The sequence below is a fragment of the Flavobacterium gelatinilyticum genome (assembly GCF_027111295.1).
Lineage (GTDB): Bacteria > Bacteroidota > Bacteroidia > Flavobacteriales > Flavobacteriaceae > Flavobacterium > Flavobacterium gelatinilyticum.
Genome location: NZ_CP114287.1, coordinates 5749712 through 5767489 on the forward strand (window position 1 = coordinate 5749712; position 17778 = coordinate 5767489).

Annotated in this window: 12 protein-coding genes; 7 read left to right on the forward strand and 5 right to left on the reverse strand. The window is 38.9% G+C overall.

Annotation, left to right across the window (positions count from 1 at the left end):
• Positions 1 to 45: 45 nt before the first annotated feature.
• The 3 genes from OZP11_RS24615 to OZP11_RS24625 all read right to left on the reverse strand — a co-directional run bounded on the left by OZP11_RS24615 (position 46) and on the right by OZP11_RS24625 (position 3118).
• A complete protein-coding gene (locus OZP11_RS24615; protein ID WP_281233137.1) occupies positions 46 to 2040 on the reverse strand; it encodes a TonB-copper family protein in 1995 nt (664 codons plus the stop codon).
• 56 nt (positions 2041 to 2096) lie between these two features.
• Positions 2097 to 2663: a hypothetical protein gene (locus OZP11_RS24620; RefSeq protein ID WP_281233138.1), complete on the reverse strand. Its 567-nt coding sequence runs from the start codon at positions 2661 to 2663 to the stop codon at positions 2097 to 2099.
• Between the two features lie 68 nt (positions 2664 to 2731).
• Positions 2732 to 3118 (reverse strand): hypothetical protein, encoded by a 387-nt coding sequence (locus OZP11_RS24625; protein WP_281233139.1) that lies wholly within the window; start codon positions 3116 to 3118, stop codon positions 2732 to 2734.
• A 126-nt stretch (positions 3119 to 3244) separates the two neighbouring features.
• On the opposite strand from OZP11_RS24625, the gene OZP11_RS24630 reads away from it, so the two are divergent.
• The 7 genes from OZP11_RS24630 to OZP11_RS24660 are packed head-to-tail and all read left to right on the forward strand — an operon-like array spanning position 3245 to position 9930.
• Positions 3245 to 3721, forward strand: a complete 477-nt coding sequence (locus tag OZP11_RS24630) for a c-type cytochrome (RefSeq protein WP_281233140.1) — start codon at positions 3245 to 3247, stop codon at positions 3719 to 3721.
• Between the two features lie 33 nt (positions 3722 to 3754).
• Positions 3755 to 5728 (forward strand): Sec-dependent nitrous-oxide reductase, encoded by a 1974-nt coding sequence (gene nosZ / locus OZP11_RS24635; RefSeq protein ID WP_281233141.1) that lies wholly within the window; start codon positions 3755 to 3757, stop codon positions 5726 to 5728.
• A gap of 55 nt (positions 5729 to 5783) precedes the next feature.
• On the forward strand, positions 5784 to 6788 hold the full coding sequence (locus tag OZP11_RS24640) for a nitrous oxide reductase accessory protein NosL (protein WP_281233142.1): 1005 nt from the start codon (positions 5784 to 5786) through the stop codon (positions 6786 to 6788).
• A 34-nt stretch (positions 6789 to 6822) separates the two neighbouring features.
• On the forward strand, positions 6823 to 8055 hold the full coding sequence (locus OZP11_RS24645) for a nitrous oxide reductase family maturation protein NosD (RefSeq protein WP_281233143.1): 1233 nt from the start codon (positions 6823 to 6825) through the stop codon (positions 8053 to 8055).
• Complete coding sequence (locus OZP11_RS24650; RefSeq protein ID WP_281233144.1) at positions 8052 to 8774, forward strand: ABC transporter ATP-binding protein; 723 nt, start codon at positions 8052 to 8054, stop codon at positions 8772 to 8774. The genes OZP11_RS24645 and OZP11_RS24650 overlap by 4 nt, the downstream gene beginning before the upstream one ends.
• Positions 8758 to 9525, forward strand: a complete 768-nt coding sequence (locus tag OZP11_RS24655) for an ABC transporter permease subunit (protein WP_281233145.1) — start codon at positions 8758 to 8760, stop codon at positions 9523 to 9525. The genes OZP11_RS24650 and OZP11_RS24655 overlap by 17 nt, the downstream gene beginning before the upstream one ends.
• Before the next feature lie 33 nt (positions 9526 to 9558).
• Positions 9559 to 9930, forward strand: a complete 372-nt coding sequence (locus tag OZP11_RS24660) for a group III truncated hemoglobin (RefSeq protein ID WP_281233146.1) — start codon at positions 9559 to 9561, stop codon at positions 9928 to 9930.
• A 162-nt stretch (positions 9931 to 10092) separates the two neighbouring features.
• On the opposite strand, the gene OZP11_RS24665 is transcribed toward OZP11_RS24660, so the two are convergent.
• Both OZP11_RS24665 and OZP11_RS24670 read right to left on the reverse strand, forming a co-directional pair.
• Positions 10093 to 11316 carry a sensor histidine kinase gene (locus tag OZP11_RS24665; RefSeq protein WP_281233147.1) on the reverse strand — a complete coding sequence of 408 codons (1224 nt, stop codon included), beginning with the start codon at positions 11314 to 11316 and terminating at the stop codon, positions 10093 to 10095.
• A gap of 20 nt (positions 11317 to 11336) precedes the next feature.
• A complete protein-coding gene (locus OZP11_RS24670; protein WP_281233148.1) occupies positions 11337 to 17711 on the reverse strand; it encodes a HAMP domain-containing protein in 6375 nt (2124 codons plus the stop codon).
• Positions 17712 to 17778 lie beyond the last annotated feature (67 nt).

The following is a 17778-nucleotide window of genomic DNA, read 5'->3' on the forward strand; positions in this document are numbered from 1 at the left end:
CTGTATTATATTTATTTTTATATGTTAACCTTATGTGCCTGACCCTTAGCGGAAACTGAAAACCAGATTTACAAAAACATTTCGTCCCATGCGCGGAATCTTATTCCAGTCAGCATAAGTCGTGTAATATTTGTCGAAAATATTCTCGATACCGCTTTGTAACTTCACGTTATTTTGATTCCAAATAAATGTATATCCGGCGTTGATCCCCATAATAAAATAATCCGAAGTTTTTGATTGCCCGTAGGTTACGGCAAATTTGTCCTGTGTCAGATTGCCCAAAGCCGTAATTCCGGCATTAAATTTCTGATTGCTGTATTCAATGCCAGCCGTATATTTTATCGGACTAATAAAAGGAAGATTATTTCCTTTATCGTCTTTTCCGAGGCTGTAAGTCAGCTGGGTTTTGAGCATCCAGTTGTCCAGAAATTGGTAGTTTAGATTGAAATCAGTATTGAAAATGCCCGCGTTTTCTAAGGCTTCGTAACGCTTGGTTCCAGACGCTCCAATGGTCATAGGAAGCGTGTTTGGATCTATTTTTCCGATGATATAATCGGAGAAATAAAAATAAGAACCAGTGATTTTAGAAGTCAGACGGTTTGTTTTGAAACCCAGAGAAAAATTCCCTTCAATAGCTTTTTCATTCTTTAAATTCGGATTTCCGATATAATCATAAAAATCGCTGCTGTTATACAAATAAAACCCGTAACCTTCCGAAACCGACGGCGCTCTTTCGGCGTAAGCCATACCAAAACCAAACTCAAACTGAGTCAGACTTTTGGTATAATTTCCTGAAAAACTTTTCAGGAAACGATTTTTTGAAGCTTCCATTTGCGGATAAAAAATGCGCAGACTCTGCAATTCTAAATCATCTGCGACTTTATTCTGCTGATAGCCAACAGCAGCCCCAATCCTGATTTGGTCTGAACCTGAAATTTTAATAATATCCTCAAGAGACAATCCGTTGTAGAGTGTTCTCACATCCGGCCAGGTATACATAAACATTAGATTTTCAGCTGGATCGGTTGGGTACATGGTCATTTCGGCAACCGATTTGTTGTAGAAACCATTCAGGTCAGCCAGAAAAGTATGTTTGTTCAGTTTTCCTTTCACTTTAGAATAATAGCCGTAGGTATCAGACCAGCCCGGCATATCCATATGTATAGGAACACTTGGTCGTTTGGTATCGTCCATTTTGTGGGTAATGCTGTTAAAATAGCCCTTGGTTTCCCAATAAGTCATCCATCCCGAATCCGGCATGTATTTATGGCTTAGTGATATAATTTTAGCTTCTGCCAGAGAAACATCCATTGGCAGTGCCGGATAGCCTATATCTGTCGCTTTATCATAAATTGCAGAAGCTTCCAGAATGTTTTTCTTATTAAGGCTGAATCCTGCATTGGCCGAAATATTGTATTTGGTGAACTGCGAAAAAGCAACTTCTTTATTGCCTCCTGCTTTGTAATTATCGGCATTGCGGTGCATAAAATCAATATGCGTGTAAAAACGCGAATCATTGTAACCCAAAGAAGCACCAATAATTTTTTGCAGATTATTGCTTTCAAAACCCGAATTAAAACTCCCGTTCCAGCCTTTGTTTTTCTGACTGAAGTGATTGCGTTTTAAATCGACAGAACCGCCAATTCCGGCGCCGTGACAGCTTGCCTGCTGACCGGATGCGACTGTGGCTTCGGATAAATTCGAAACCTCTACATACGACGTTATCGGGTCCATTTTATCGGTACAGGCACCAAAAATCCGCATTCCGTCAATCGTAATCACCGTGCGTTCTGTAGTCATATTATTAAGGACAGGTTCCCAGGCATAAGCACCTCTTTTAATCATGTTTACTTTTGAAGACTGTGACAAATATTCCTCTACAGAAGTCAGGGATTTGGGCTGTTTCAGGTGAAGTGAAGTTTTCTTTCCAATTACGATTATTTCATCGAGTTTTACGGTTTCGAGACTGTCGGTTACTTTTTCCTGCGCCCAGCATATAGTTGAAAATACAGTCAGAAAGACTGCTGTTAGATTTTTCATTGTGTGGCAGATTAAAGAAAGAGACAAAAAATGTCTCTTTCCTGTTATTTTTTGTGCTAGAACTCAATTTCAAAATAAAGACTGCTCGCTGTATTTTCTGTTGTTACCGCTTCGCCTTTGAGTACTTCGTTTTGCGCATTTAAAACCTGCAGGTTAATTTTCCAATAGCCGGTCATGGTTAAAGAAAGTTTTCCGTTGTACAAACCATTAGTCTGCAGCAAATCTGTATTATTAGGAGAACCGTGATTGCCCATGCCCGGCATTCTTGGATCCATTTTTATGGTATAATCAGTTGGGACAGAAAACGTCATCATATCCTCCATTTTGTATAAACCAACTGTTATATCGTTTGCAGCTACTTTAGGAGACGATGGTGCGATATAAGCAATTACATAGTTGTTTCCGTCTGTTCCTTTAAAAGAACTTACAGTTCGTTTTGCCGATGCCGGAACCGAGATTTTTGCCGATGCCGTATACGAAACGGTATTAATAGTATAGGTAAGACCAAGTTCCCAGTATTCGGTTTCATTTTGGGCCATCTGAAAAATGATGCCGCCTTCATACACCGTTTTTTTACCGGCTGCTTTTGTTACAGCTGTTTTTGGGCAGGAATGCTTCATCATGGTCATGTGCATAAGCGGTGTCCATTCGACCTGCGCATCAGTGCTGTATGTTTTGGTTTTGTTGTCTTTTATACGAAGTGAAACAGGATTGTAACCCTAGGAGGACGGAAAATAAAAAAAGCCTCTAAGTGAGAATACAGATCCATATAAACAGAGTTTATTTGTGAGGCTGACAGCGCATTTTTCCTGAAACTGAAAACAGGAATTTTTACAATAAAAAGAACAACAATTTCTACCGTTTCGCTTTTTTTCTCATTAGAGGCGGGTACATCATTTTTATAGGCTTTTGCTAACTCTTTCTTTAAATGGCATTTACCATTACAATGAAGTTCGGGAGCATTTTTGTTTTCGCATAACTCGGTTGTAATGTAATGGTAGTTGACCACATAATCCAAAAATGGAAAAGCCGGCCGGAACACCACTGCAAACAGAAATATGTAAACGCAAAATTTCATTAAACCTTTGTTTTGAGAATACGAAGGTATTATGAACTTTTTTTTAAGGATATGATTGTAATCATACTCTGTGAAAAACAAGTTTTGGACTTTTGATCAAAAGTTTAACAAATAAAAAACAAAGTAATGAACAAACTATTCTTATTAACCATGTTTGGTTTTCTGATGCTGACGTCGTGCGGTAAAGAAAAATCAAACACCGATCAGGATTTTTCAACTCCGGCAGCAGAGGAAAAAACAGCCGAAGCAGAATCATACGATCCTAAAAGAGGAATTGGAAAATTTACAACGGTAGAATTAGGTGCATCTTTAGATAAAGCAATGGCTGAGAAAGGACTTAAAGCAGCCGAAGTTAAATGTACATCCTGCCACAAACCAACAGATGAAAAACTGGTTGGCCCGGGATGGAAAGGGGTAACCGAGAGAAGAACTCCAGAATGGATCATGAACTTTATTACCAATCCGGACCCTATGATCGACAAAGATCCAGAGTTGCAGGCACAGTTGGAACTTTGTTTAATTCGTATGCCAAATCAGGGCCTCAGCGATGACGAAGCAAGATCTATTCTGGAATATATGCGCCAGAATGATGGGGTGAAATAATTTTTGAAAATCAAAATCTAAAATAATAACCTTATGAAAAACAAATTTTTAAAATCGATTTTCGTTGTTACGTTAGGCTGTGCTTTTTTTGTTTCTTGTAAACCAAAAGACTCTACAGATGCTGTTGAAGGCGATGCCGCCTCAAAAGTATACGTGGCACCGGGTAAATACGACGAGTATTACAACTTTGTATCGGGCGGTTTCAGCGGTCAGGTAAGTGTTTACGGACTTCCAAGCGGCCGACTTTTACGCGTGATGCCGGTGTTTTCTGAAGATCCGCAGAGTGGTTACGGATATAGCGAAGAAACAAAACCTATGCTGAATACTTCTCACGGTTATGTGCCTTGGGATGATCAGCATCACATGGATTTATCGCAGACAAATGGTGAAGTTGACGGACGCTGGCTTTTTGCTAATGCCAATAATACGCCTCGTATTGCACGTATCGACCTGAAAACGTTTAAAACAGCAGAGATTATCGAGCTTCCTAACTGCGGCGGTAATCACTCATCGCCATTTATTACGCAAAATACGGAGTATGTGGTAGGAGCAAGCCGTTTTAGTGTTCCTGCAGATAATGATAATGGCGATGTGCCTATTAATACCTACAAGCAAAATTTTAAAGGACATCTTAGTTTTGTAAAAGTGGGGCAGGAAGGCGAATTGGACCTTGCGTTTCAAATCGTAACGCCGGGTGTTAATTTTGACCTCAGCCATCCGGGTAAAAAAGAATCTCATGGATGGTTCTTCTTCTCCTGCTACAACACAGAGCAAGCCAATACTTTACTGGAAGTGAACGCTTCTAAAAATGATAAAGATTTTATCATGGCGGTAAACTGGAAAAAAGCTGAGGAATACATCAAAGCAGGAAAAGGAAAAAAAGTGCCTGCAAATTATGCCCACAATACCTGGGATGAAAAAACACAGACAGCAAAATCTGAGATTAAAAAAGAAGTGCTGATTCTGGATGCTTCTGAGCTTAAAGATATTTGTTACATGATTCCTTGTCCAAAATCGCCTCATGGCTGCGACATCGATCCTTCTGGTGAATTTATTATCGGAAGCGGAAAACTGGCAGCATTAATTCCGGTATTCAGTTTTACAAAATTAAAAGAAGCTATTGCCAGCAAACAATTTGACGGAGCTTATGCAGGAATTCCTGTTATTAAATACGAAGCAGCTCTTTACGGAGAAGTTCAAAAACCAGGGTTAGGACCTCTTCACACAGAGTTTGACGGAAAAGGAAATGCCTATACAACCATGTTCGTTTCGTCTGAAGTTGTAAAATGGAACATTAAAGATCTTAAAGTTTTAGACAGAAAAGCGACTTATTATTCTCCTGGACACTTAATGATTCCGGGCGGAAACACCGAAAAACCATTTGGAAAATACATGGTGGTTTACAACAAAATTACCAAAGACCGTTTCCTGCCAACAGGTCCTGAATTGGCTCAAAGTGCTCAGTTATTTGACATTAGCGGCGATAAAATGAAACTGCTTTTAGATTACCCTACTATTGGAGAACCGCACTATGCACAAGGTATTCCGGCTGAAAAAATTAGAAACAACGGACAGTTGAAATTCTATGATATTGCTAAGAACAGCCACCCTTTTGCTACCAAAGGAGAAAAAGAAACCAAAGTAGTTAGAGAAGGAAATAAAGTCCACATTTATATGACCTGTATACGTTCTCACTTTGCACCGGATAATATCGAAGGAATCCGCGTGGGCGACGAAGTATACTTTCATGTTACGAATCTTGAACAGGATTGGGATGTTCCTCACGGATTTGCCATAAAAGGTGCCAATACAGCTGAAATTTTAATCATGCCGGGAGAAACGCTTACTTTAAAATGGGTGCCTCTGAAAAAAGGAATCTTCCCATTCTATTGTACCGATTTCTGCAGCGCACTGCACCAGGAAATGCAGGGATATGTGCGAGTATCGCCTGCCGAAAGCAATGTTCCGATTAGTTACAGTGTAGGTACCAACCTGCCAAAAGAATAGCCAGTAACCATTAAGGGAACAAAGTATTCTTTGTTCCCTTTTATTTTGAATCATTATGAGAAATAAAAAACTATCCACTTTTTCCAAAGCGGTACTTTTCTTATCAGGACTTTTATTGATAGGATCTATATTTTTTCCCATTTGGAAAATTGAACTTACAGCACCTCAATACCCCGAAGGTTTAGTATTAAAACTTCATGCTGCCAAGATTGCGGGAGATGTCGATATTATCAACGGACTCAATCACTACATCGGGATGAAAACACTTCATACCGAAGATTTTATCGAATTTAAAATACTGCCTATTATTGTTATAGGTTTCGGCATTGCAGCATTGACTATTATGGCGATTTCCAGCAGAAGAGGGCTTTTTATACTCTTTTTTTCTTTTATAGTTTTCGGAATCTTGTCGGGTCTTGATTTTTACCGATGGAATTACAATTACGGACACAATTTAGATCCCAACGCGGCAATACGGGTTCCGGGCATGGCGTATCAGCCTCCGGTTCTGGGTTACAAACAATTACTAAACTTTGGTGCTTATTCTATTCCGGATATTGGCGGCTGGATGCTTATTACGGTTGGTATTTTACTTGTTGCAGCTATTTTTAAAGAAAGAAAATCGAGAGCACTGCCAAGTCGTTTTTTCAGTCTGCTTTTTGTTGCTGCTTTTCTTTTTTCCTGTTCAGGCGATAAGGCGGTTCCAATTAAGTTAAATGTCGATAATTGCGATTTCTGCATGATGGGAATCAGCGATGGCAGACATGGTGCTGAAATTATTACAGAAAAAGGGCGTGCCTACAAATTTGATGATGTTGCCTGCATGGCGCATTACTGCAAAGATAATGCATCGATGAAAATCAAGGCGTATTATGTGCATGATTATACCAAAAACAACGAATTGATTCCGGCAGACAAGGCCTTTTTTGTATCCGGAGGAAAAATAAAAAGTCCTATGAACGGCAACATTGCGGCATTTACTAATAAAAGTGAAGCAAAAGCATTCGAAGCACAGTCGAAAGGGCTTGAAACCGAATGGTCTGAAATTCTAAAGGAGTAAATACAAACTCTAATTCTAATTAAAACAAAAAACTATGAAGCTGCATTTTTGTCTTTCATTCTTGTTGTTTTTCAATTGTCTTTGGTCACAAACGATAGAAGTAGGGCCCGGCAAAGCGGTAAAAACAATTAAAAAAGCGATCGAACTGGCAAAATCCGGTGACACTATTATCGTAAATAAAGGTGTGTATCGTGAAGGCAATATTATTGTAGATAAAAAAATAATTCTGCAGGGAAAAAACCTGCCTGTCCTTGATGGTGAGAGAAAGCATGAAATCATATCTATAAAAGCCGACAGCGTAATTTTTTCCGGATTTAAGGTTATTAATTCAGGTTACGCATCCCTGAATGATCCCTGTGGAATTAAAATATATAACAAAACGGGTGTTGTGGTAAAAGACAATCTTCTGGAGAATAATTTCTTTGGAATTTATGTTCAGAAAGGCACAAACTGCATCATCAAAAACAATACAATAAAGGCGTTTCAGAAAGAAGAACAGCGTATTGGCAACGGCATTCACTGCTGGAAAAGCGACAATATGCAGATCATCGGCAATAAAATTTCGGGTCATCGTGACGGAATTTATTTTGAATTTGTTTCCAATTCGGTCATCTGGCGGAATGTTTCAAAAGCCAATATTCGTTACGGACTTCATTTTATGTTCTCAAATGATGATGCTTATATCTCAAATGTTTTCAAAAACAATGGGGCAGGAGTGGCGGTTATGTTTACCAAAAACGTAAAAATGTTCAATAATTATTTTGAAGAAAACTGGGGCGATGCGGCCTACGGTTTACTTCTCAAAGAAATATCCGACAGTTATATCACGGGAAATAAATTCATTCGAAATACTTCAGGAATTTATATGGAAGGAACCAGCCGTGTACAGCTCGAACGGAATATTTTTAAAGATAACGGCTGGGGAATGAAAGTTCAGGCGAGCTGTATGGACAATGTCATTTCGTTCAATAATTTTCTTTCTAATACTTTTGATATCAGTACCAACGGAAGTTTGGTGCTCAATCACTTCAATAATAATTATTGGGACAAATACGAAGGTTACGATCTCAATAAGGACGGCATAGGCGATGTGCCTTTTCATCCGCTGAGTCTCTTTGCGGTTATTACCGAAAGCAATCCGTCGGCAATGCTTTTGTTCCGAAGTTTTATGATTACGCTTTTGGATAAATCCGAAAAAATTCTTCCGAGTATTACCCCTGATAATTTTGTTGACGAAACCCCCGAAATGAAATCTCTTGTATTATGATTACTTTAAAAAATATAAATAAAAAATTTGGCAGACTTCAGGTTTTACAAAATGTCAGCCTTGAATTTAAAGCAGGAGAATGCATTGCTCTTATCGGCCCGAACGGCTGCGGCAAAACGACTTTGATTAAATCGGTTCTGGGAATGGTTGTTCCCGACAGCGGTGATATTTTACTGAATAACGAATCGATCTTAAAAAAGTTTGAGTACCGAAGCAACATTGGCTACATGCCTCAAATTGGGCGTTATCCGGATAACATGACCATCTCTCAGATTATATCGATGATCAAGGAAATCCGAAATTCTAAAGCAGAACTGGACGAGGATTTGATACAGGCTTTTAAACTTGATAAAATGAGCGATAAGCAGATGAGAACGCTTTCCGGAGGCACGACACAAAAGGTGAGTGCCACACTGGCTTTTCTGTTTAATCCCGATGTTTTAATTCTCGATGAGCCTACTGCCGGACTTGATCCGCTGGCGGCCGAAATTCTGAAAGAAAAAATCATCAAAGAGAAGAACAAAGGAAAACTAATCCTGATTACTTCGCATTTACTGAGTGAACTTGACGATATGATTACCCAGATCATTTTTATGCAAGACGGAAAAGTACATTTTCATAAAACGATCCATGATCTTCTGGAATCTACAGGCGAGACTAAAATTTCGAAATCTATTGCCGCAATATTAAAAGAAAAACAGCATGAACAGAATAATTAAAATTGTCTTACTCGACATCCTTAAAAACAAAATTGTAGTAAGTTATGCTTTAGTTTTGGGCCTTCTTTCCTGGGGATCTTTTATGCTCGAGAATAATTCGGCAAAAGGGCTTTTGACTATTCTGAATGTAATTTTATTTACTGTTCCACTGGTTTCGATCCTTTTTTCTACGATTTATATTTACAACAGTTCCGAGTTTATTGAACTTTTGCTGAGCCAGCCTTTAAAACGAAAAAAAATCTGGATCAGTTTATTTGCGGGACTTTCTATTGCACTGGTTCTCGCTTTTTTTGCCGGCGCCGGAATTCCGCTCTTGATTAATGCGCCGGATACAGCAGGTTTCATGATGCTTTTGTCGGGATGTTTAATCACGGTCGTATTTGTTTCGCTGGCTTTTTTAAGCTGTATTTTAACACGCGACAAAGCCAAAGGAATTGGTATGGCGATTATGTTCTGGCTTTATTTTGCCATTCTTTTTGATGCTTTGGTGCTGTTTCTGTTGTTTCAGTTTGCCGAATATCCAATCGAAGAAGCCATGGTTGCCGTAACAGCTTTAAGCCCGATAGACCTTGCAAGAATACAAATTTTACTACATTTGGACCAGTCGGCGATGATGGGCTACACAGGCGCTATTTTCAAGGACTTTTTCGGGACTGCGGCAGGATTATTGATTTCTTTTCTGCTTCTTGTTTTATGGATTGTTGTTCCGTTTGCCGTTTCGGTTAGAAAATTTGATAAAAAAGATCTTTAATGTTTTTTATGATATTAGAATTATAAAGAGAAAATGAAAACAGATATTAGAAATAAAGATGATATAGAAATACTCGTCGACGCCTTTTATAATAAAATAAAGGCAGATGCCACGATTGGCTATTTATTTACAGAAGTAGCAATGGTTAACTGGCAGAAACACCTCCCGATCATGTATGATTTTTGGGATAACATTCTTTTTCATACCGGAAATTTTGACGGGAATCCTATGATGAAACACCGGATGCTGGACAAGAAAAGCACTTTGACCGAGGCCCATTTTAAGCACTGGACAAAGCTCTGGAAAAAAACAGTCGATGATTTATTTGAAGGCGAAAAGGCTGATGAAGTAAAAGTAAGGGCCGAGAATATATCGAAAGCAATGATGAATAAAGTAATTGCATAAAAAAAACGGGAGCTGCGAGGTTCCCGTTTCTATTTTTGCGAAAGATATTAAAACTGAATTAATAATTTTCTTTTAACCGAGGTCAAAGAACTTACTTTTTTAAGCGATAAAGTATGATTTAAATCATATTACTTTAAAAAATTTCCGATCTATATTTTCTAATTACTGCGGTATGTAAATATGAAATGTCGCACCCTGCATAGGCTGTGCCGCAGCGAGGATTATACCGTTATGGTTCTCGACAATTTTTTTTACAATAGCAAGTCCCATGCCGGTTCCTTCGTATACATCACGGCTGTGCAGTCTTTGGAAAACGCCAAATATTTTTTCGCTGTATTCAGGATCAAAACCTATTCCGTTGTCTTTAAAACTAATGTGGCAGTACGTTTCAAGGGGCAGCAGCTTATCGTTTTTCAGGTCTTTTCCGCTTGCAATCCTGCTTTTAATTTCAATTTGAAGCGGTATATCCTTTTTGGAAAATTTCAGCGCATTGTTAACTAAATTTTCGAGAAGCTGAATGAACAAAAACGGAATAATATTAATTTTTCCATGCAGATCGGTTACGATTACGGCATTTTTTTCTTTAATATTTTCACGCAACGCTTCTTTGATGTTTTCAACCATAGTATTGAGATCTGTGTTCTCGTAAACGCGGTCTGTGATATTGGTTCGGGAAAAAGACAAAAGATCGTTTATAAGCTCGCGCATTCGGTTTGTGGCATACAAAATCCGGTCAAACTTGATTCGGCCGTCCGGACTCAGGTTGTCGTATTCCCTTGCCAGAATGATATTGGTAAAAGTTTGTATTTTCCGGAGGGGTTCCTGTAAATCATGACTGGAAATATGCGTAAAAGCATCCAGTTCCTGATTCTTCTTTTTTAATTCGGCGGCGTATTTTTCTATTGCTTCATATTGTTTTTCCAGCTCTTCATTAGCTTTTGTAATTTTTGCATTCAGTGCAGTTGTTTCTTCTTCTTTGATCTGTAATTCTTTGTTTTTCTTGTATAATTCTGTAAAAACCAAAACTTTGGCCTGCAAAATTTCAGCAGACAAAGGTTTAATCATATAATCAACCGCGCCAGATTGATATCCTTTAAAAATATAATCGGAAGTATTCATGTTGGCGGTTAGAAAAATAATAGGAACATGTTTGAGTTTATCGCTCTGTCGGATTAGTTCTGCAGTTTCAAATCCATCCATAAGAGGCATTTGCACATCCATTAAAATGATGGCAAAATCCTGATTCTTAAGAAGAATCCGAAGTGCATCTTTACCAGATGTAGCTTCTACAAACTCATATCCCTGATCTGCGAGTATGACCTGAAGCGAAAGTAGGTTTTCCTTCTTGTCATCGACGATTAATATTTTTACCGAATGTTTTTGCATGGGGGCTTTCATTTAGGTTTTTATTTCAACCAAACTCTCATTAAAGAGGATAATTGTTCAACATTTACCGGTTTAGTAATATAATCTGAGGCTCCGGATTCGATGCATTTTTGTCGGTCACCTTTCATTGCTTTTGCTGTTACTGCAATAATGGTCAAATCTTTATGTTTGCTATTTTGTCGAATGATTTTCATGGTTTCGTAACCGTCCAGTTCCGGCATCATGATATCCATTAAAACAATATCGATACTGTTGTTATCACTCAAGATTTGAATTGCTTCGTGACCACTTTCAGCACTAATAACTTCTAGTCCAAAACGTTCCAGCGCAGTGGTTAATGCAAATAGATTTCGAACATCGTCATCTACCAAAAGTACTTTTTTATTGATAAGAACATCTTCTTTTAAATAAAAAGTTTCGATTCTATCTCTCATACTATCAGGCAGATCTTTGTGAATACGGTGCATAAAGAGAGCAGTCTGATCGACTAATTCATCAATTGAAACAGCACTTTTGGTGATAATACTATGCGCAAATCGACCTAGTTTACTGCGTTGTTTTTTGTTGACATCTCCGGCTGAATATATAATAATTGCTGTTTCCTGACCGCTGATATTATTTTCAAGATCACTTATTAAATCCAATCCGTCTGCATCTGGAAGATATAAATCTAAAATAATACAATCGAATGATTTTTGTTTAATGAGCTCCACGGCTTCTTTTGCCGTTAAAGCAGTAGATATTACAATATCATCGCCTTTTACTGCGTCTACAATTCTTTTTAATTCTTCATTATTATCATCTACAACAAGCAGATTTTTTTCTTTTTTATTTTTGAAATCCTGAATATCATTGAATAAAGAAGTCAAAACATCGTTTTTTACCGGTTTCACCAAAAAGTTTCGGGCGCCTCGTTTTAAACCTTTATTTCTTTCATCTTCGCCAGAAATAATATAAACCGGGATATGACGTAATGTAAAATCAGTTTTTAAACGATCCAGAATTTTCCACCCGCTTGTATCAGGCATATTCAAATCCATTGAAATGGCATGAGGCTGAAATTGATTGATATAATCTACAACATCGTTTCCTCTTGTGGTTACAACGGCTTTAATATCATGCTGATGCGCTCTTTCGAGCAGGATTTTTGCAAAAGTGACATTGTCTTCTGCTATCAATAAAACTTTGTCATCTGTTTTAATATCAGCACGATCGTCACCAACTTCATCAATAAAGTACAAATCCATATCTGATTTGTTGAAACTAGCCGATGGAAGCGATTTTAAACGACTTTTTCCGGCATGGATTACATTGGTTTCTTCGTTTACATTCATATCTTCAATTTCAGGAATATGAACGAATTTTAATGGAAGAAACAAAGTAAATTTACTTCCAATATTGGTATCACTTTCAAGTTCAATGCTTCCGCCTAATAAGTCAGAAAGTCCACGGCTAATGGATAATCCTAAACCAGTTCCTCCATATTTACGACTTGTAGATCCTTCTGCCTGTTGGAAAGCTTCGAAAATGATATTTTGTTTTTCTTTTGAAATTCCGATTCCGGTATCCGAAATTTCGAAAGCCACAACAGCTTCGGCATTTTCTAAACTGTTATTTTTTGTTTTCCAATTATTATCTGCTTTGTATATATTTAATTTTACTTCCCCTTTTTCAGTAAATTTGAATGAATTCGACAAAAGATTTTTAAGGATTTGATTTAATCTTTGTGAATCTGTTTCCATTACTTCCGGTAAATTTTCATCCATATTGATTTCAAAGCGAAGATGTTTTGCCTGAGAAATAGGGTTGAATGTAGACTCCACAAATCGGCTGATTTCTGCAAAACTAATCGGATTATAATCTACAGAAATATAACCGGATTCAATTTTAGAAAGATCCAGAATATCATTAATCAACTGAATTAAGTCATCTCCACAAGAATTGATCGTTTTGGCAAACTGAATTTGTTTTTCGGATAAATTTCCGTCGCGGTTGGCGATTAATTCGTTGGCCAAAATTTGTAAACTGTTCAACGGAGTTCTTAACTCGTGGGACATATTCGCAAGGAATTCCGATTTATATTTGGATGTCAAAGTAAGCTGATCTGCCTTTTCCTCCAAAGCTTTACGGGCAACCTCGACTTCCTGATTTTTGAGTTCCACTTCTTCTTTTTGGTTCGCCAATAAAATAGCTTTTTCTTCGAGCTCTTCGTTGGTGTTTTTTAATACTTCCTGCTGACTTTTCAGCTCGCTTGCCAGCGATTGAGACTGAACCAATAACTCTTCTGTTCTGGAATTCGATTCGATTGTATTTAATACAATTCCGATACTTTCTGTCAAACCTTCTAAGAAATCTAAGTGCGTCTGACTAAAGGTATCCAATGACGCTAATTCAATAACAGCTTTAAGTCTTCCTTCAAACAAAACTGGAAGAATAATAACGTCTTTAGGCTTCGCATCACCAAGTCCGGAATTGATTCTGATGTAATCTTTTGGAACATTACTCAAAATAATTCTTTCTTTTTCAATCGCAACCTGACCAATAAGTCCTTCACCCATTGCATATTGTGTAATAGAATCTTTTCGTTTGATGTAGGCGTAAGAAGCAATTAAATTCAGTTTAGAATCCATAAAATCTTCTCCTTCTTCGAGAATATAGAAAAGTCCGTGCTGTGCTGTAACCACCGCTGCGAGTTCTGAAAGGATTTTTTTGGTCACCGCATTCAGTTCTTTTTGTCCCTGAAGCATCTGCGTAAATTTTGCCAAATTCGATTTCAGCCAGTCCTGTTCCTGATTACGTAAAGTAGTTGCTTTTAGGTTTGAAATCATTTGGTTGATAGTATCTTTAAGAGCCTCAACTTCACCTTTTGCTTCAACACCAATTGTTCGGGTTAAATCTCCTTGTGTTACCGCCGAAGCAACCTCAGAAATGGCACGAACCTGAGTCGTAAGATTTGCAGCCAGCTGATTAACATTTTCTGTTAAGTTTTTCCAAGTTCCCGATGCTCCCGGAACGTTTGCCTGACCGCCCAGTTTTCCTTCGGCACCTACTTCTCGGGCCACAGTTGTTACCTGATCTGAGAAAGTGGCCAACGTATCAATCATCTCATTAATAGTATCTGTAAGCTGTGCTACTTCACCTTTTGCATCAATAGATAATTTTTGTTTTAGATTTCCTTTTGCTACCGATGTTACAACTTTAGCGATTCCACGAACCTGACCTGTTAAGTTGGATGCCATTACGTTAACTGAATCGGTTAAATCTTTCCAGGTTCCGGCAACACCTTTTACTTCAGATTGCCCTCCCAATTTTCCTTCGGTACCCACTTCACGTGCCACACGCGTAACCTCAGAAGCAAATGAATTTAATTGTTCCACCATCGTATTGAAGGTGTTTTTTAGATCGAGAATTTCTCCTTTTACGTCAACCGTAATTTGTTTCGAAAGATCGCCATTGGCAACGGCTTTCGTTACATCGGCAATATTACGCACCTGACCGGTTAGGTTGGATGCCATTTGGTTAACCGAATCTGTTAAATCTTTCCAAGTTCCAGCAACTCCGGGTACGAAAGCTTGTCCGCCCAGTTTTCCGTCTGTTCCTACTTCTCGAGCCACACGGGTAACCTCAGAGGCAAAGGCACGAAGCTGATCTACCATTGTATTTACGGTTTCTTTTAATTGCAGAATTTCTCCACGAACGTCTGCCGTAATTTTTTTCGACATATCTCCGTTGGCAACGGCAATGGTAACTTCGGCAATATTACGAACCTGAGTCGTTAAGTTACCCGCCATTTGGTTCACAGAATCGGTCAAATCTTTCCATGTTCCGGCAACACCAGGAACGTTGGCTTGTCCTCCCAATTTACCTTCGGTACCAACTTCACGCGCCACACGAGTTACCTCAGAGGCAAATTCACGAAGCTGATCCACCATGGTATTCAGGGTTTCTTTTAATTGCAGAATTTCTCCGCGCACGTCAACGGTAATTTTTCGGGACATATCTCCGTTGGCAACGGCAATCGCCACATCGGCAATATTACGTACCTGAGCGGTAAGGTTTCCGGCCATTTGGTTAACCGAGTCGGTCAAATCTTTCCATGTTCCGGCAACTCCAGGAACGTTGGCTTGTCCTCCCAATTTTCCTTCTGTACCAACCTCACGAGATACCCTAGTAACCTCCGAAGCAAAGCCTCGAAGCTGATCCACCATAGTATTGATGGTATTTTTTAATTCTAAGATTTCTCCTTTTACATCAACCGTAATTTGGAGCGATAAATCTCCTTTTGCTACGGCTGTTGTTACTTCGGCAATATTACGTACCTGTCCGGTTAAGTTGGATGCCATTTGATTTACAGAATCTGTTAAATCTTTCCAGGTTCCGCCTACACCTTCAACCTGCGCTTGTCCTCCCAGTTTTCCTTCGGTACCAACCTCACGGGCTACACGGGTTACCTCAGAAGCAAAGGAATTCAGCTGTCCCACCATTGTATTAATGGTATTTTTTAGCTCTAAGATTTCCCCTTTGGTATCAACGGTAATCTGGCGGGATAAATCTCCTTTTGCCACGGCTGTGGTTACCTCGGCAATATTACGTACTTGTCCGGTTAAGTTAGATGCCATTTGGTTTACAGAATCTGTTAAATCTTTCCATGTTCCGCCGACACCTTTTACTTTTGCCTGACCTCCCAATTTTCCTTCGGTACCCACCTCAAGTGCCACACGCGTTACCTCAGAAGAGAAGGAGTTAAGCTGATCCACCATCGTGTTAATGGTTTTCTTCAATTCCAGAATTTCACCTTCGGCCACAGCCGTAATTTTTTTCGAAAGGTCGCCGTTTGCCACGGCAGTTGTTACCTCGGCAATATTACGTACTTGTCCGGTTAAGTTGGATGCCATTTGATTCACAGAGTCCGTTAAATCTTTCCATGTTCCGCCAACACCTTTTACTTTTGCCTGACCTCCGAGTTTTCCTTCTGAACCTACTTCACGTGCCACACGGGTTACCTCGGCACCAAAAGAGTTCAACTGGTCCACCATTGTATTGATGGTATTTTTTAATTCGAGGATTTCGCCCTCTACGTTTACGGTAATTTTTTTAGATAAATCTCCTTTTGCTACGGCAGTTGTTACTTCGGCAATGTTACGAACCTGACCTGTTAGGTTTGATGCCATTTGGTTTACCGAATCGGTCAAATCTTTCCAAACCCCGCCGACACCACGTACACGAGCCTGACCCCCCAGTTTTCCTTCAGAACCTACTTCTCGAGCCACACGCGTAACCTCAGAAGAGAAGGAATTCAACTGATCCACCATCGTATTAATGGTATTTTTCAACTCTAAGATTTCTCCTTTCACGTCTACGGTAATTTTTTTCGAAAGATCTCCTTTTGCCACGGCCGTTGTTACATCGGCAATGTTACGTACTTGTCCGGTTAGGTTGGATGCCATTTGGTTTACCGAATCGGTTAAATCTTTCCAAGTTCCGCCAACACCTTTTACCTGAGCTTGTCCGCCTAGTTTTCCTTCGGTACCTACCTCACGCGCCACACGGGTTACCTCAGAAGAAAAGGAATTCAGCTGATCTACCATGGTATTGATGGTATTTTTTAATTCCTGAATTTCTCCTTTTACGTCTACGGTAATTTTTTTCGAAAGATCTCCTTTTGCCACAGCCGTTGTTACATCGGCAATATTACGTACCTGACCTGTTAAGTTGGATGCCATTTTATTTACAGAATCGGTCAAATCTTTCCAAACACCGCCCACACCACGAACTTTTGCCTGACCTCCCAGTTTTCCTTCGGTACCCACCTCACGCGCCACACGAGTAACCTCCATAGAAAAAAGGTTCAGCTGTTTTACCATTCCATTTACCTCTTTTGCAATTCTGAGGAATTCTCCCTGAAGTGGGTTTCCTTCGATAGATAAAGGCATTTCCTGAGATAAATTCCCTTTTGCAACAGAAGTAATTACGTGAGCAATTTCAATCGTTGGGTGAACCAGATCCGAAATCAAGGTGTTTACAGAATCAACACAGGAACTCCACGAACCGCGTGCACCATCAAGAACCACACGATTGTTTAGTTTTCCTTGTTTACCAATGCTTTTTCCAACTTTTTGAAATTCAAAAACCATTCTTTCGTTTAGGTCAATTATTTCGTTTAAAGTATCGCAAATTGATCTTTTTACTCCGTTTTGGTCGGTAGGAAAACGTTGGGAAAAATTACCATTTTTAACTTTCATCAAAATTTTCAAAAACTCAGCATCGGTAAGAATAGATTCCTCAACCTCACTTTTTTTATTTTTGCGTCCAGATGATGGTTCATCTGTTATTATAGGCAGGGCGATCATCACCTCGTCTTTAGATGTCTTATCGATGTGTTTTGGTTTTTTCATAATATCATGGGGTGAGGAATATTAGATTTTGGATTTTGGATTTTAGATTTTGGATTTTAGATTTTGG

Coding starts and splice junctions, on each gene's coding strand:
- OZP11_RS24615 (WP_281233137.1), bottom strand. CDS start 2,040: ATGAAAAATCTAACAGCAGTCTTTCTGACTGTATTTTCAACTATATGC.
- OZP11_RS24620 (WP_281233138.1), bottom strand. CDS start 2,663: ATGATGAAGCATTCCTGCCCAAAAACAGCTGTAACAAAAGCAGCCGGT.
- OZP11_RS24625 (WP_281233139.1), bottom strand. CDS start 3,118: ATGAAATTTTGCGTTTACATATTTCTGTTTGCAGTGGTGTTCCGGCCG.
- OZP11_RS24630 (WP_281233140.1), top strand. CDS start 3,245: ATGAACAAACTATTCTTATTAACCATGTTTGGTTTTCTGATGCTGACG.
- nosZ (WP_281233141.1), top strand. CDS start 3,755: ATGAAAAACAAATTTTTAAAATCGATTTTCGTTGTTACGTTAGGCTGT.
- OZP11_RS24640 (WP_281233142.1), top strand. CDS start 5,784: ATGAGAAATAAAAAACTATCCACTTTTTCCAAAGCGGTACTTTTCTTA.
- OZP11_RS24645 (WP_281233143.1), top strand. CDS start 6,823: ATGAAGCTGCATTTTTGTCTTTCATTCTTGTTGTTTTTCAATTGTCTT.
- OZP11_RS24650 (WP_281233144.1), top strand. CDS start 8,052: ATGATTACTTTAAAAAATATAAATAAAAAATTTGGCAGACTTCAGGTT.
- OZP11_RS24655 (WP_281233145.1), top strand. CDS start 8,758: ATGAACAGAATAATTAAAATTGTCTTACTCGACATCCTTAAAAACAAA.
- OZP11_RS24660 (WP_281233146.1), top strand. CDS start 9,559: ATGAAAACAGATATTAGAAATAAAGATGATATAGAAATACTCGTCGAC.
- OZP11_RS24665 (WP_281233147.1), bottom strand. CDS start 11,316: ATGCAAAAACATTCGGTAAAAATATTAATCGTCGATGACAAGAAGGAA.
- OZP11_RS24670 (WP_281233148.1), bottom strand. CDS start 17,711: ATGAAAAAACCAAAACACATCGATAAGACATCTAAAGACGAGGTGATG.